Annotated in this window: 16 protein-coding genes; 8 read left to right on the forward strand and 8 right to left on the reverse strand. The window is 66.6% G+C overall.

Going from position 1 to position 14,163, the window contains the following annotated elements; all coding sequences use genetic code 11:
- The first annotated feature begins 70 nt into the window (after positions 1–70).
- The 7 genes from VHO04_RS17660 to VHO04_RS17690 all read left to right on the forward strand — a co-directional run bounded on the left by VHO04_RS17660 (position 71) and on the right by VHO04_RS17690 (position 7,181).
- Positions 71–2,038: a heme lyase CcmF/NrfE family subunit gene (locus tag VHO04_RS17660; protein WP_329629521.1), complete on the forward strand. Its 1,968-nt coding sequence runs from the start codon at positions 71–73 to the stop codon at positions 2,036–2,038.
- Positions 2,035–2,565, forward strand: coding sequence for a DsbE family thiol:disulfide interchange protein (locus VHO04_RS17665; RefSeq protein ID WP_329629522.1), 531 nt, complete (start codon positions 2,035–2,037; stop codon positions 2,563–2,565). The genes VHO04_RS17660 and VHO04_RS17665 overlap by 4 nt, the downstream gene beginning before the upstream one ends.
- A gap of 164 nt (positions 2,566–2,729) precedes the next feature.
- Positions 2,730–3,119 (forward strand): cytochrome c-type biogenesis protein, encoded by a 390-nt coding sequence (locus VHO04_RS17670; protein WP_329629523.1) that lies wholly within the window; start codon positions 2,730–2,732, stop codon positions 3,117–3,119.
- Positions 3,116–3,766 carry a tetratricopeptide repeat protein gene (locus VHO04_RS17675; RefSeq protein ID WP_329629524.1) on the forward strand — a complete coding sequence of 217 codons (651 nt, stop codon included), beginning with the start codon at positions 3,116–3,118 and terminating at the stop codon, positions 3,764–3,766. Before VHO04_RS17670 ends, VHO04_RS17675 begins: the two co-directional genes overlap by 4 nt.
- 126 nt (positions 3,767–3,892) lie before the next feature.
- Positions 3,893–5,782 (forward strand): potassium transporter Kup, encoded by a 1,890-nt coding sequence (locus tag VHO04_RS17680; RefSeq protein WP_329629622.1) that lies wholly within the window; start codon positions 3,893–3,895, stop codon positions 5,780–5,782.
- A 101-nt stretch (positions 5,783–5,883) separates the two neighbouring features.
- The gene (locus VHO04_RS17685) at positions 5,884–6,702 is read left to right on the forward strand and encodes a hypothetical protein (RefSeq protein ID WP_329629525.1); all 819 of its coding nucleotides are present in this window, start codon (positions 5,884–5,886) and stop codon (positions 6,700–6,702) included.
- On the forward strand, positions 6,702–7,181 hold the full coding sequence (locus tag VHO04_RS17690; protein ID WP_329629526.1) for an AHH domain-containing protein: 480 nt from the start codon (positions 6,702–6,704) through the stop codon (positions 7,179–7,181). Before VHO04_RS17685 ends, VHO04_RS17690 begins: the two co-directional genes overlap by 1 nt.
- Here the strand turns inward: VHO04_RS17690 and VHO04_RS17695 are convergent.
- The 6 genes from VHO04_RS17695 to VHO04_RS17720 all read right to left on the reverse strand — a co-directional run bounded on the left by VHO04_RS17695 (position 7,178) and on the right by VHO04_RS17720 (position 10,485).
- Positions 7,178–8,149, reverse strand: a complete 972-nt coding sequence (locus VHO04_RS17695) for a nitronate monooxygenase family protein (protein WP_329629527.1) — start codon at positions 8,147–8,149, stop codon at positions 7,178–7,180. The two genes, VHO04_RS17690 and VHO04_RS17695, sit on opposite strands and share 4 nt — an antisense overlap.
- Before the next feature lie 135 nt (positions 8,150–8,284).
- A complete protein-coding gene (locus VHO04_RS17700) occupies positions 8,285–8,482 on the reverse strand; it encodes a hypothetical protein (RefSeq protein WP_329629528.1) in 198 nt (65 codons plus the stop codon).
- A 25-nt stretch (positions 8,483–8,507) separates the two neighbouring features.
- Complete coding sequence (locus VHO04_RS17705; protein ID WP_329629529.1) at positions 8,508–8,651, reverse strand: hypothetical protein; 144 nt, start codon at positions 8,649–8,651, stop codon at positions 8,508–8,510.
- 75 nt (positions 8,652–8,726) lie between these two features.
- Complete coding sequence (gene infA / locus VHO04_RS17710; protein ID WP_297661045.1) at positions 8,727–8,990, reverse strand: translation initiation factor IF-1; 264 nt, start codon at positions 8,988–8,990, stop codon at positions 8,727–8,729.
- A 3-nt stretch (positions 8,991–8,993) separates the two neighbouring features.
- Entirely contained in the window at positions 8,994–9,200 is a 207-nt protein-coding gene (locus tag VHO04_RS17715) for a cold-shock protein (RefSeq protein WP_257543305.1), read from the reverse strand.
- Positions 9,201–9,516: 316 nt separating this feature from the next.
- The gene (locus VHO04_RS17720) at positions 9,517–10,485 is read right to left on the reverse strand and encodes a hypothetical protein (RefSeq protein WP_329629530.1); all 969 of its coding nucleotides are present in this window, start codon (positions 10,483–10,485) and stop codon (positions 9,517–9,519) included.
- Between the two features lie 429 nt (positions 10,486–10,914).
- Here VHO04_RS17720 and VHO04_RS17725 point away from each other — a divergent pair, with 429 nt between their 5' ends.
- Positions 10,915–11,265: an endonuclease domain-containing protein gene (locus tag VHO04_RS17725; RefSeq protein WP_329629531.1), complete on the forward strand. Its 351-nt coding sequence runs from the start codon at positions 10,915–10,917 to the stop codon at positions 11,263–11,265.
- A 132-nt stretch (positions 11,266–11,397) separates the two neighbouring features.
- On the opposite strand, the gene leuA is transcribed toward VHO04_RS17725, so the two are convergent.
- Positions 11,398–13,056 carry a 2-isopropylmalate synthase gene (gene leuA / locus VHO04_RS17730; RefSeq protein ID WP_329629623.1) on the reverse strand — a complete coding sequence of 553 codons (1,659 nt, stop codon included), beginning with the start codon at positions 13,054–13,056 and terminating at the stop codon, positions 11,398–11,400.
- A 439-nt stretch (positions 13,057–13,495) separates the two neighbouring features.
- A complete protein-coding gene (locus VHO04_RS17735) occupies positions 13,496–14,146 on the reverse strand; it encodes a YceI family protein (RefSeq protein WP_329629532.1) in 651 nt (216 codons plus the stop codon).
- Positions 14,147–14,163 lie beyond the last annotated feature (17 nt).

Here is a 14,163-nt window from a genome sequence, read left to right on the forward strand (position 1 = left end):
ACGATGGCTGGAGATTGCTTCGTCGCTTCGCTTCTCGCAATGACATTGTCGGGTTCGGGGGCATAGCCGCATGATCGCCGAACTTGGCCTCGCTCTCCTGTGGATCGCGGCGGCGCTCGCCTGCCTGTCGCTCGTCGCGGGCATAGCCTATGTCCGCACCGGCAAGGACGATCTCGCTGCGCTGGTGCGCCCGGCGAGCGTCGCGCAGGGGGCGCTGACCGCCGTCGCCTTCCTGCTGCTCATCACCCTGTTCGTGCGGTCCGACATGTCGGTCGAGCTCGTCGTGCGCAACAGTCATAGCCTGAAGCCGATGCTGTTCAAGGTGGCGGGAGCGTGGGGCAATCACGAAGGGTCGATGCTGCTGTGGCTGACGATCCTGGGTCTGTCGGGGGCGCTCGTCGCGATCTTCGAGAAACGGCTGCGCAAGGATACGCTCGTCGCGACGCTTGCTGCGCAGGCGGCGCTCAGCCTCGGTTTCTTCGCATTCCTTCTCTTCTCGTCGAATCCGTTCAAGCGTCTGCCCGTCGCGCCGCCCGACGGGCAGGGGCTCAACCCGCTGCTCCAGGACCCCGGCCTCGCCTTCCATCCGCCGACGCTCTACATCGGCTATGTCGGGATTTCGGTCGCCTTCAGCTTCGCGGTCGGGGCGCTGATCACGCGTGAGATCGGGCCTGCCTTTGCGCGCGCGATGCGGCCGTGGGTACTCGGGAGCTGGATTTTCCTGACGCTGGGGATCACGGCGGGTAGCTATTGGGCCTATTATGAGCTCGGCTGGGGCGGCTGGTGGTTTTGGGATCCGGTCGAGAATGTCTCGCTGATCCCGTGGCTCGCGGGCGCCGCCTTGCTCCATTCGGTCAGCGTCACCGCGACGCGCAACGCGCTGCGCGCCTGGACGGTGATGCTCGCGGTGATCGCTTTCTCGATGTCGATGGTCGGGACGTTCATCGTCCGATCGGGCCTGCTGACCAGCGTTCACAGCTTCGCGGTCGATCCCGAGCGCGGCACCTTCCTGCTCGCCTTGATGTTCATCTATATCGGCGGCGCGCTGACCCTCTTCGCGTTCCGGGCGGGGGCGGTCGCCGAGGGCAAGAAATTCGCGCTGCTGAGCCGCGAGGGATCGCTGGTCATCAACAATCTGCTGCTGACGACGATCCTCGCGCTCGTGCTGCTCGGCACTCTCTATCCGATCGTCGCCGAGGCGATGGGGGAGAAGATTTCGGTCGGCCCGCCCTATTACAACAAGGTCGCGGGGCCGCTGGCGCTGATCCTCTGCCTTGTCATGGTGACGGGGCCGCTGCTGAGCTGGCGCAAGGATGACGGCAAGAAGCTCTGGTCGCGCTTGCCGGTCGCCTTGCTGGCGGCCATGATCGTGCTGTTTGGGCTGATCCTGTTCGGGGGCAAGGTCGGGGTGCTGCCCTTGCTCGGCATGACGGTCGCGGGACTGGTCGCGGTCGCGAGCCTCGCGCCCCTCTGGGGCCGCAACCTCCGCCGCACGCCTTTGCCGACCTGGGGCATGGTGATTGCACATTTCGGGGTCGCGGTGGCGCTTGCCGGGATGGGCGCCGAAAGCGCCTTCATCAAGGAACGGCTCGTCGCCGCGGCGCCGGGCGAGACCGTGACGGTTGCCGATTTCTCGGTCAAGTTCGCGGGCGTCAAGCCGATCGCGGGGCCGAATTACACCGCGATCGAGGGCACGCTGATCGCGACGACGCCTTCGGGCGCGTCCTTTACGCTGCATCCGGCGGCGCGGACCTTTCCGGGGCTGATGGGCGGGCCGCCGACCGAGACCAATGAAGCGGCCTTGCTGACGCGGCCGGGCGGGCAGCTTTATGCGGTGCTCGGGCAGCCGGTGACGGGCCCCGACGGGACCGCCGACCGCTATCAGCTCCGCCTGTGGTGGAAGCCGCTGGTGTGGTGGATCTGGCTCGGCGGGGCGTTGATTGCGATCGGTGCGGCGCTGTCGCTGCTCGGCCGCGCGCAACTGCTCGAAATCTGGCGTGCGCGCCGCGCCCGCAAGGCACAGGAGCGTTTCGCATGAGGAGCCGATGGGTTCTGTTCGTGCCGCTGGCGATCATGGCGCTGCTGTTCGGCGCCTTCATCTATCGTCTGACGGTGCCGAACGACACGCTGATCCAGTCGCAATGGATCGACAAGCCGATGCCGCTGTTCGATCTGCCGCCCGCGGCCGCGGGGATCGAGGGGCTGAAGAGCAGCCAACTCGCTGACGGCAAGCCGCGGCTGGTCAATGTCTTCGCAAGCTGGTGCATTCCGTGCCGCGCCGAAGCGCCGCAGCTTGAGGCGCTGAAGGCGGCGGGGGTGCCGATCGACGGCATCGCGATCCGCGACCGGCCGGAGGATGTCGCGCAGTTCCTGCGGGAAAACGGCAATCCGTTCGAGCGGATCGGCTCGGACGTGCAGAGCAGCGTGCAGATCGCGCTCGGATCGTCGGGGGTTCCCGAAACCTTCCTGATCGACGGCAAGGGAATCATCCGCGAGCAGATTCAGGGCGTGATATTGGCCGATCAGGTACCTGAGATCGTCGCCAAGCTGGAAGCGATGAAGTGAGGGAGCTGGTTCAACATCGCCGCGCCCCTGCGCAGGCAGGGGCCCATCTCCTGCCGCCACGCTCCGGCGCAGCCGGCCGTTTGATGGCGCGCCTTTCGGAGATGGGCCCCTGCCTGCGCAGGGGCGCGTGGGCTTTTTTGCTCGCGGTTCTGTCTCTCGGGTCGATGCCGTCATCCACCGCACAGGATCGCCTGCCGCCCGCTCCCTATGCCTATCAGCAGCTCCGCGACCCGGCTGAGGAGGCGAAGGCGAAAGCGCTGATGGAGACGCTGCGCTGTCTCGTCTGTCAGGGGCAGTCGATCGCCGACAGCGACGCGCCGCTCGCGGGCGACATGCGGCACGAGGTGCGCACCAAGATCGCGGCAGGCGAAAGCCCCGATGCGATCCGCAAGTGGCTCGTCGCGCGCTATGGAAACTGGGTGAGCTATGATCCGCCCTTCGATGCGGCGACGGCGCTGCTGTGGCTCGGGCCGCTGCTGTTCCTCGCGCTCGGCGGCTGGCTCGCCTTCGGGCGGTTCCGGCGTGGCGATGCGGACGGGGAGGGCGGAGCATGATCTGGCTCTGGATATTGCTTGCGGCCGCGCTGACCGTCCTCGGCATCTTCTGGCTCGGCCGCTTGCCTGCCGCATCGCGGCCACTTGCGGGCGCGGCGGTGATGCTGGGGCTCACCGGCTATGCCTTGCAGGGCAGTCCCGCGCTGCCCGGCCATCCGGTTGCCCAGGCGGCCGAGCCCGAGGGGTTCGGAGAGGCGATCACCGATCGCCAGCAGGGGATGGCGAATCGCTTCGGCCCGGCGGCGCAGTGGATCGGCATGTCCGACGGCTTCATGCGCACCGGCAAGACCGAGCTCGCGGCGCAGACGCTCGAAAAGGGGCTCGAGCGCTATCCCGACAATGTCGACCTGTGGACCGGCCTCGGTAATGCGCTTGTCGCGCATGGCGGCGGGGTGATGTCGCCCGCGGCGGCGCTTGCCTTCGACGAGGCGGCAAAACGCGACCCGAGTCATCCGGCGCCGCCTTTCTTCGCGGGGCTGGCGATGGCGCAGAGCGGCGACCTGAAGGGCGCCGAGGCGGTGTGGAACCGGCTTTTGCAGCGCTCGCCCGCCGACGCGCCGTGGCGGCCCGACCTCGAAATGCGCCTGGCGCAGCTTCGCCAGGCGTTGGGTCCCGAACTGCCGCTCGAGTCGCCGGCCGGGCCCTGAGGCGCGTCCCGATTTGGAACCTATTATCCTTGTCCGGGCTCGTCTAAAGCGCGCGCCATGACTGCCGAGTCGCAACAGGCGGCCGGCGACGCCACGCGCGCCGCCCCCGCCGCCTCCATCGCCCATATGGGCCACGGCCATCATGGCGACAGCAAGCTGAAGCTTGCCGTCGGCGCGGTCGGCGTCGTGTTCGGCGACATCGGGACGAGCCCGCTCTATGCGTTCCGCGAAACTTTTGCCGGTCATCATTCGATCGAGGCCGACCGGCTGCATATCTATGGCGTGCTGAGCCTCGTCTTCTGGTCGATGATGCTCGTCGTGACCTTCAAATATGTGCTGACGATCATGAAGGCCGACAACAAGGGCGAGGGGGGCAGCCTGGCGCTGCTGGCGCTGATCAGCCGCTCGTCGGAAGGCAAGCGCTGGACCTGGCCGATCGTGCTGCTCGGCGTGTTCGCGACCGCGCTCTTCTATGGCGACTCGATGATCACCCCGGCGATGTCGGTGCTGTCGGCGACCGAGGGCCTGCAATATGTGAGCCGCGGGTTCGAGCCCTATATCGTGCCGATCGCGCTCGCGATCCTGATCGGGCTTTTCGCGATCCAGTCGCGCGGAACGGCAAAGGTCGGGATGCTCTTCGGCCCGATCATGCTCTGTTACTTCCTGATGCTCGCGATCCTGGGGGTGACGCATATCGTCGATCATCCGTCGATCGTGATGCACACGCTCAACCCGATCAACGCGCTGCGTTTCTTCTGGCTCGACGGCTTCACCGCCTTCGTCGCGCTCGGCGCGGTGGTGCTCGCGGTGACGGGGGCAGAGGCGCTCTATGCCGACATGGGGCATTTCGGGCGCGCGCCGATCGGGCTGTCGTGGCTTTGCTTCGTGCTGCCCGCGCTGATGCTCAATTACATGGGGCAGGGCGCGATGGTGCTCGCGGGCGAGGTCGCACCGACCGCGCAGCTGATCCAGGACCCCTTCTTCCTGATGATGCCCGAAGCGTGGAAGGTGCCGGTGGTGCTGCTCGCGATGCTCGCGACGATCATCGCCAGCCAGGCGGTGATCTCGGGCGCCTTCTCGCTCACCCAGCAGGCGATCCAGCTCGGCTTCATGCCGCGCCTGCGCGTCGACCACACCAGCGCCTCGGCGCAGGGACAGATCTATATCCCGGTGGTCAACTGGGGGCTGATGGTGATGGTCATCCTGCTCGTCCTCTTCTTCGGATCGTCGAGCAATCTTGCCGCGGCCTATGGCATCGCGGTGACGGGGGCGATGTTCATCGACACCTGCCTGATGAGCGTCGTGCTGTTCGTGCTGTGGCGCTGGCCGGCCTGGAAGGCGATCCCGATCCTCGCCGTCTTCTTCATCGTCGACATCGCCTATCTCGGCGCCAACCTGATCAAGGTGCCCGACGGCGGCTGGGTGCCGCTGGCGATCGGCCTGACCATCTTCACCATGCTGACGACCTGGTCGCGCGGGCGCAAGCTGATGCAGCAGGAAATGGCCGAGGGTGCGATGCCGATCCCGGTGTTCGTGAAATCGGCCGCGAACAGCGCGACGCGGGTGCCGGGGACCGCGGTGTTCATGACCTCCTCGTCCGACGGGGTGCCGCACGCGCTGCTCCATAACCTCAAGCACAACAAGGTGCTGCACGAACGCATCATCCTGCTGACGATCAAGATCGCCGACGTGCCGTTCGTGCAGGAAGAGCGGCTCTGCCAGCTCGACGACCTGGGGCAGGGGTTCCACCGGCTGGTGCTGAACTACGGCTTCATGCAGCCGGTCGACGTTCCCGAGGCGCTGAAGCGCGTCACCGGCTGCGGCGGCGAGTTCAAGATGCTCGAGACGAGCTTCTTCCTGTCACGCCAGACGCTGATCGCCGCGAGCAAGCCGGGTATGCCGATCTGGCGCGAGAAGCTCTTCGCCTGGATGCTGCGCAATTCGGAAAGCGCGATGGAATATTTCCGCCTGCCGACGAACCGCGTGGTCGAACTGGGGAGCCAGGTCGCGATCTGACGTTCGCCGGGTTAACTTACCGCAATGTCAGAATAAGCGTTTGAACATTCGGACAAGTCTTGCGATGCAGGACCGATCCCTCGGGCAGGGCGACCAGCGACATGCGGACGGAGAGCAGCAACAGGCCGATCATGCCGGTGGTGCCGGAACCCTTTGCGCTGATCGTCGGGAGAATGGACGACGGCGGCGAAGCCGGATTCATGGGTGCTCTCCGCCGCATGGGGCTTCGTCCCGAACCTGTGACGACGAAGGATATGCGGGCCGAGGCGCCGCTGGCTCGCGTGCGGTTCGGATCGACCTCGGCGCTGATCGGGCGTGCGTCGGCCGATGCGCTCGACCTCGCCGATCCGCTCCACTCCCTGACCAGCCAGCTCGCATCGCGCCTGGACGAGGCATGGCGCGATGCGGGGCGTGTGTGGGCGGTGATTCCGGAGGCGGAAGGAGGCCCCGATACCGCCGGGAATCTGGCGGTGCGCTTGCGCGAATATTTCAAGGCGATGGTGCTGTTGATCGACCTGCTCGACGCGAGCCATATTTTCTGGGCGCCGGCACGGTTGTGGACCGACGCGCCCCAGTTCCGCGATGCGATCGCCGAGATGCTGGCGAGCGGTATGCCGCCGGTGCTGCATCTGGTCGCCTTTCGCCGCAGCGATGCGCCCGGCGGCGCGGTCGTCCGGACCCGGGGACTCGCCCTGTTCGGCGGGCACGAGATCGAGGGCGCGATTCCCGCGGGCTGGACGGTGGCCGAAATGGTCCGGCGGCTGGCACGGCTGGCGCTCGACATCATATTGAACGGCCCGGTCGTCGCGCCGCGGCGACTGCGCGGGCTCGACCCCGGCGAGTGGGTGGCGCTGACCCCGGTAGCGGATGAAGCGGACGGGAGCGGCACCGTCCGCGTGGAATTCGGCAGCGACCTTTGATGGCGGGGCGCTGGTGGCAAGGTGCACCGCCGCCCCGCGCCGGCTTCCAGCGTCACCATCTGATCCCGGTCGCCCTGTTGCGGCGGCCGCAAATGGCCGCGATGTTCGATCAACTGCGCGCCGATGGCTTTGCGCTGCACTGCTTCGACCGCAACGGGTTGATGTTGCCGGCGTGCGAGAGCGCGGCACTGTCGTCGGGCCACGCGCTTCATCGCGGACCGCACCGCGACTATAATGATGTGCTGGCGGCGCGGGTCGAGCGGATTCGCGCCCATTTCGCGCTGCAGGCACCCGCTGATCCCGGCGCCGCCCGCCGGACCGCGACGATGCGGCTGCGCCTGTTGCAGGACGTGATGCGGCGGGCACTGACCGATCGGCACGGCGGCGCCTTCTGGCTCAACCGCCGCGATCCGATGCGGCTGTTCGCCGACCGCCCCTATCTCGACGACGCGATCGGGCGGCTGTTCGGCGAAACCTAGAGCCGGACCTTCGCTTCGAGCTCGCGGCGCGCGGCGATATATTGCGCTTCGAGCTCGGCGACGAAGTCGGCGACCGGGCGCACGCCGCGGATCGCGCCGATGCCCTGGCCCGACCCCCAGATGTCCTTCCACGCCTTGGCCTTCGTATTGCCGCCCGAGCCGAAGTTCATCGTCTTGAGGTCACCTTCGGGCAGCGCGTCGGGGTCCATTCCCGCCGAGACGATCGACTGACGCAGATAATTGCCGTGAACGCCGGTGAAGAGGTTCGAATAGACGATGTCGGCGGCGCGACCCTCGACGATGCCGTTCTTGTAGCCGTCCTCGGCATTGGCCTCGGCGGTCGCGATGAAGGCGCTGCCGATATAGGCGAGGTCGGCGCCGCACGCCTGCGCGGCGAGGATCGAGCGGCCGTGGCCGATCGCCCCCGACAGGGCGACGGGGCCGTCGAACCATTCGCGGATTTCCTGGATCAGCGCGAAGGGCGACTGGCGGCCGGCATGGCCGCCGGCGCCCGCCGCGACCGGGATCAGACCGTCGGCGCCCTTTTCGACCGCCTTGCGGGCAAAGCGATCGTCGATGACGTCGTGGAGCGTGATGCCGCCCCAGCCATGGACGGCCTGGTTGAGTTCCTCGCGGGCGCCGAGCGAGGTGATGGTGATCGGCACTTTCCATTTTTCGCAGGTCGCGATGTCGGCTTCGAGGCGGTCGTTCGATTTATGGACGATCTGGTTGACCGCGAAGGGGGCCGAGAGCCGGGCGGGGTTGGCGCGGTCCCACGCCGCAAGCTCTTCGGTGATCTGGTGCAGCCATTCGTCGAGCAGCGACTGCGGACGGGCGTTGAGGGCAGGAAAGCTGCCGACCACCCCGGCCTTGCACTGGGCGATGACGAGTTCGGGCCCCGATACGATGAACAGCGGCGATCCGATGACGGGCAGGCGCAGGCGGTCGAAGATCGGGGGAAGGGCCATGAATCAGTCACTCCGGTTGCGGTCTGAAACTGACCTTAACGTAAACGGAAGGTCGCGCAAGAGAGGATGGCATAGCGATAATGTCAGGCCGCGAGGGCCGATACGGGAGTCGGGGCCGCGGACGGCCCGCGGCGCTCAGCCCCGGGCCGCGGCGGCCGCGTGCCGGTCCTTTTCGGCGCGCAGCCGTTCGGCATCGAGCAGCTTGTCGGCCATCGCCTGCCACGCCGCGGCGGCGCGCAGATTGCGGTCGCGGACCTGGGTCAGCGGTGAGGCATCGGCCTCCGCCGAGCATTTTTCGGCCTGGGCGAGATAGAAATCGATGGTGGCCGACACGGCGGCGCCTCCTTTCAGCTTTGGGTCAATCGACCATGTCGGCGATGATACGCCGAAGCTCGCGGCGCGACAGCGTCGGGCGGCGGCGGCGCGGCAGGATTGCCGTCTGCGCCTTTCCGGCCAGCGACAGCGCGGGCAGAGCGGGGAAAATCGAATTGTTATGGAACATAGTCATCATCTTTATCTTTAAACTTCAGTGTTCTGGTTGTTGGAAGCCGGCGCGGTTTCGCACCGGCTCCTTCGGTCACAGCCCGCGCCGTTTGCGCTGGCTGGGGGGAACCGGCCCGCTGCCGCGTTCGCGGTAGACGAGGCGGCCCTTGGTCAGGTCATAGGGCGTCATTTCGACGCGAACCGCGTCGCCGACGACCGACCGGATGCGGAAACGCCGCATCCGGCCAGCGGTATAGACGATCACGCGGTGCCCGTTTTCGAGCACGACGCCGAAGCGTCCGTCGGGCAGGATCTCGTCGATCTGCCCGTCGAAGGTCATCAATTCCTCTTTGGCCAAGGATCAGGCCGACTGGAGGTTGATCGCCGAGGTCTTGCCGTTACGGCCGGTTTCGAGGTCGTAGGAGACGCGCTGATCCTTGTTCAGCGTGGTCATCCCGGCGCTCTGGACGGCGGTGATATGGACGAAATTGTCGCCCGAGCCATCCTCGTTCTCGATGAAGCCATAGCCCTTGTCCTGGCTGAAAAATTTGACGGTGCCGATCGGCATGATGGTTTTCCTTTCACGGAAATAGAGAATCCCCCGGCAAAAGGCACCGGCGGAGCTGGTAGCGTGTGAAGGGAAGATAGTGCCCCGAAAGGGCCCGTAAATTTCCGTCGCAGGCGACGTTAGCGGAGCCGATATAGGGGATTGGGCCTGAAAAGTCAAGGTTGTGGGCCGGTTTCGTGGCGATTCCTTCGATTCCCTCGCTTCCTGCCTTCGTCATTGCGAGCGGAGCGAAGCAATCCCGAGCGGCTTGTCACACGCTGGATTGCCGCGCGGCTTCGCCGCTCGCAATGATGATTCCGACCAAGGTCATCGCACGCTAACCCGATGCGGATTGGCGGGTATCGATAGTCTCCGGCGCCGCGTCGTTCGCCGGGTCGGGGAGCGCGAAGAAGGCGCGGCGGGCGGCTTCGCCGGCGGTGCGGAGCGGGGTGACTTCGGCCTCGCGCAATATTTCATACTGCTCGAGCTCGTCGTCATCGAGTTCGCGGGCATAGGCAGGGTCGCCGAACTGGCCGTCTTCGCGGCCATAGAAGCAGTCGGGCGGCGGGAAGTCGGTGCGCCAGTCGCCGGTGTGGTCGTCGAACCAGACGGTCATCGCGGCCGCGGCCTCCTCGGGCGTTTCGTCGCCTTCGTCCGCATCGCCCGGACCCGCGGAAATCTGCGCAACTTCATTCGCGATTTCGGTGCCGCGCCACAGCGCGGCGAGCGGGTTGGCGCGATTGTCGCGGCCCGCGAGCCAGAGCGCGAGCGCGGCGGCGAGGCCCGGTGCCTGCTGCTCCGGCTCGTCCTCCTGCGCCGCCTCGCCGGTGCATGCGGCCGCGACCGCGTCGAACAGCGAGAGGAAGCCCGGCCAGTCGGCGGCGATGATCTGCGCGAGCATCTCCTCGCCCGCGCGGGCGCGGGTTTCGACCATCTTGTCGAGCCGCGCGAGCATCGCGAGACCGAGGCGGCTGTCGATGCGGCGGCGTTTAGTGAGGCTGCGATCCTCCTCGCGTATCACGGTGGTCGTCTCGTCATGCCCCCAGATCGCGCGGTCGAGCAGCTCATCGACGAGCCGCCCGCGCGCGATCAGCAGCGCCGCCGCGCAGCCGAGCCGGAACGTCGCACCCTCGGGCCGCTGCTTGAGCTGATAGACGGCGGCGGGCGACATGCCGACATGCGCCGCGGAGATCTTCACCGAGCCGTTGGTGGCGAAGGCTTCGAGAAACTCGCGCTGGAGCGAGGGCGTCCAGTGATAGCTGGACGGGGCGGGGATATGCGCGGGGTTGCAGGGTGTGTCGTCCATCGGTTCGTCCTTTTGGTCAGGTGAAACTGATCTAATGAACCATATGGGTGAAATGTAGGAAAGGGGGTGGCGGTCCTATTTCGACCGGGGGCGGACCAATCCTCCCTGCGGCGTAGCCGTGGGGAGGGGGACCGCTCGCGAAGCGAGTGGTGGAGGGGCCGCGACGATTGCGCCAAGGGCCCCTCCGTCAGCCCTGCGGGCTGCCACCTCCCCATCGCTGCGCGACAGGGAGGATTTGGGGTTTTGGTCCGGAGTGGGGCGGATTGCGCTTTCGCTATTCCTCCCTGTGCCGTAGGCATGGGGAGGGGGACCGCCGAAGGCGGTGGGGGGGCGGCTGCGTTGCGTTATTGCCCCTCCGTCAGCCGCTTTGCGGCTGCCACCTCCCCATGGCCTTTCGGCCACAGGGAGGATTGGGTTTTGGAGGTTGGGGTGCGGCAGACTTCTAAGGCTGTGGTGAAGGTGGCGCGGGGGCTCAGGCGGGTTATGTCGCCGCCGGAGGTTTTGCTGTGGCAGCGGTTGCGCTTGCGGCCTTGTGGGGTGAAGTTTCGGCGGCAGCATCCGGTGGGGGCCTATGTGGCGGATTTTTATGCGCCCGACGCGCGGATGATCGTGGAGGTGGATGGATTGGCGCATGATCATCGGGCGGAGCGGGATGCGTTGCGCGATGACTGGCTCAGGGGGCAGGGGTTTGTTGTGGTTCGGGTGGCAGCGGTCGATGTGTTGAAAGATGTCGATGCTGTGATCGACGGGGTGGTTCGGTTGATTTTGGCGTCGCGTTAGGGGCCCCTCCACCACCGCTTCGCGGCGGTCCCCCTCCCCATCGCTACGCGACAGGGAGGATTGGCGTACTCAAATCCTCCCTGTGCCGAAGGAATGGGGAGGGGGACCACGAAGTGGTGGAGGGGCGGACTTCTACGCGCCGTTCGCGGCGCTGAGGATCGCCCGCACACTCGCCGTCGCGACGTCGGTGTCCAGCCCGCAGCCGAACAGGCTTTTCCCGTCCGCCGTGCGGCATTCGACGTACGCCGCGGCCTGCACATTGCTGCCCTGGCCGATTGCGTGTTCGCTGTAGTCGACGATGTCGAGCAGCGGGCCGCCGCTCTCGGCGAGCGCGGCGACGACGCTGCTCATCAGGCCGTTGCCGCGGCCGCTGACGCTGCGTTCGGTGCCGTCGATGGTGAGCTTGCCGGCGAAGATGCGGTCGGCGCCGCTGTGCGTTTCGGCCCAGTCGACGAGCTGGAAGCGCTTGCCGCTCTCGGCGAGATAGGTGCGCTCGAACGCCTGCCAGATGTCGTCGGCGCCGAGCTCGCGGCTCGTTTCGTCGGCGACGGCCTGGACGACGTGGCTGAAGCTTGCCTGCATCTTCTTGGGCAGTTTCAGGCCCTTGTCCTGTTCGAGCACCCAGGCGACGCCGCCCTTGCCCGACTGGCTGTTGACGCGGATCACCGCTTCGTAGCTGCGCCCCAAGTCGGCGGGGTCGATCGGGAGGTAGGGGACTTCCCACTTCTCGTCATTCTGGCGTTCGCGCGCGGCGAAGCCCTTCTTGATCGCGTCCTGATGGCTGCCCGAGAAAGCGGTGTAGACCAGCTCGCCGCCATAGGGATGGCGCGGGTGGACGGGCAGGTTGTTGCAATATTCGACCGTCTGGATGACCTCGTCGATGTTCGAGAAGTCGAGTTCGGGGTCGACGCCCTGCGTGTACATGTTGAGCGCGACGGTGACGAGGCAGGTGTTGCCGGTGCGCTCGCCGTTGCCGAACAGGCAGCCCTCGACGCGGTCGGCGCCCGCGAGCAGGCCGAGCTCGGCCGCCGCGACGCCGGTGCCGCGGTCGTTGTGGGTGTGCAGGGATATGATCGCGCGGTCGCGGTTCGGCAGGTTCTTGCCGAAATATTCGATCTGGTCGGCGTAGATGTTCGGCGTCGCCGCCTCGACCGTCGCGGGCAGGTTGAGGATGATCGGGTTTTCGGCGGTCGGCTGGAGAATGTCCATCACCGCCTCGCAGCAGGCGATGCTGAAATCGAGCTCGGCGGTCGAGAAGGTTTCGGGGCTGTATTCGAAGCGCCAGTTCGTTTGCGGGAGGCGCGCGGCATTGTCGCGGAGCTGCTTCGCGCCCTCGATCGCGATCGCCTTGATCTCGTCCATCTCCATGCCGAAGACGATCTTGCGCCACGCGGGGCTGACCGCGTTGTAGACGTGGACGATCGCGGTCTTGGCGCCCGCGAGGCTGTCGAAGCTGGTGCGGATCAGGTCGGCGCGGCTCTGCGTCAGCACCTGCGGCGTGACGTCGTCGGGGATGCGGCCCGAGCGGACAAGGTTCTGGATATAGTCGAAATCGGTCGCGCCGCTGGCGGGGAAGCCGACCTCGATCTCCTTGAACCCGCTCTTGACGAGCAGGTCGAAGAAGCGGGTCTTCTTTTCGGCATCCATCGGGTCGATCAGCGACTGGTTGCCGTCGCGCAGATCGGTGGAAAGCCAGATCGGCGCCTGGGTGGTGACGCGGGAAGGCCATTCGCGGTTCGCCAGCGGAACCTGCGGGAAGGCCGAATATTTGACCGAGGGGTCGCGGAGCATGGTCATGGGTTTGGAACTTCTTCTGCTGTCGGTTGCTATGCTGTGTCGATCGGACCCTTGAGCGGGTGGCCGCGACTAGCGCGCAGCCAGTGTCACGCCCAAGGGCGTGTAAGTCGCAGAAGAAGAAGGGCGTTGCCGCGCATGGTCGATCCCATGATGCAAAATGCCCTGCGATGCAAGAGGGAGGAGCGGAAATTTCGGGGGGTGGATGCGACATCCACGTTCGTCGTTCCTGCGCAAGCGGAACCCGTTCTTCACCTTATCTTCGCGCCTTTGCGCCTTTGCGTGAGATTTTTCCGGTTTCACGCAAAGGCGCAAAGGCGCGAAGAAAGGGGGCTGGCGCGCGTGTCCGGCCGCCGGCTCGGATGCAGCGCTACCGCGCCGGTTCTTTGTTTCGCTGGGTTCCCGCTTTCGCGGGAATGACGAGGGGTTTGTGGCCTTATTGTTTCTCGAACGCCGCGTGGATTTCGAGTTCGACTTCGTCGCCGACCATCGGGACGCCGAAGCCGAGGCCGAAGTCGCTGCGGCGGATCGTGGCTTCGGCCTCGAAGCCGACGGTCTGCTTGCCGCCCATCGCGCCGGCGCCGTGGAAATCGACGTCGAGCGTCACCGGACGGGTGACGCCGTTGAGGGTGAGGTCGCCGGTGACCTTTGCCTCGTCGCCGTCGTCATCGAGGACGACGCGGGTCGAGACGAAGCGGGCGTCGGCGGCGGCGGGGCCGAAGAAATCAGGCTTGGCGCCGTCCTTGCCGGGGCGGAGCAGGTGGCCGGTGAGGCCCGCGCTCGCGGTCGTGACCTTGGCGATCGGGATCGTCACGTCGACCTTGGCCGCGGCGGGATCGGCGGGATCGAGGACGAGCGTGCCGGTGACGTCGCCGAAAATGCCGGTGTAGTTGCTGAAGCCGAGGTGATCGAGTTTCCAGACGACCATCGTGTGATTGGGATCGGCGGCGTAGGTGCCCGCGGTGACGCGGCTCCGGTCGGGGGCGCCGGGCGCGCTCGCGGGCGGCTGGGCGATGACGGCGGGCACCGCGATTGCGGCGAAAACGGGGGCGAGCACGATAGCGGCGAGGGGAGCGAAACGGCGCATGGGGGAACCTCCTGTTT

The sequence above is a fragment of the Sphingopyxis sp. genome (genome assembly GCF_036261875.1).
Lineage (GTDB): Bacteria > Pseudomonadota > Alphaproteobacteria > Sphingomonadales > Sphingomonadaceae > Sphingopyxis.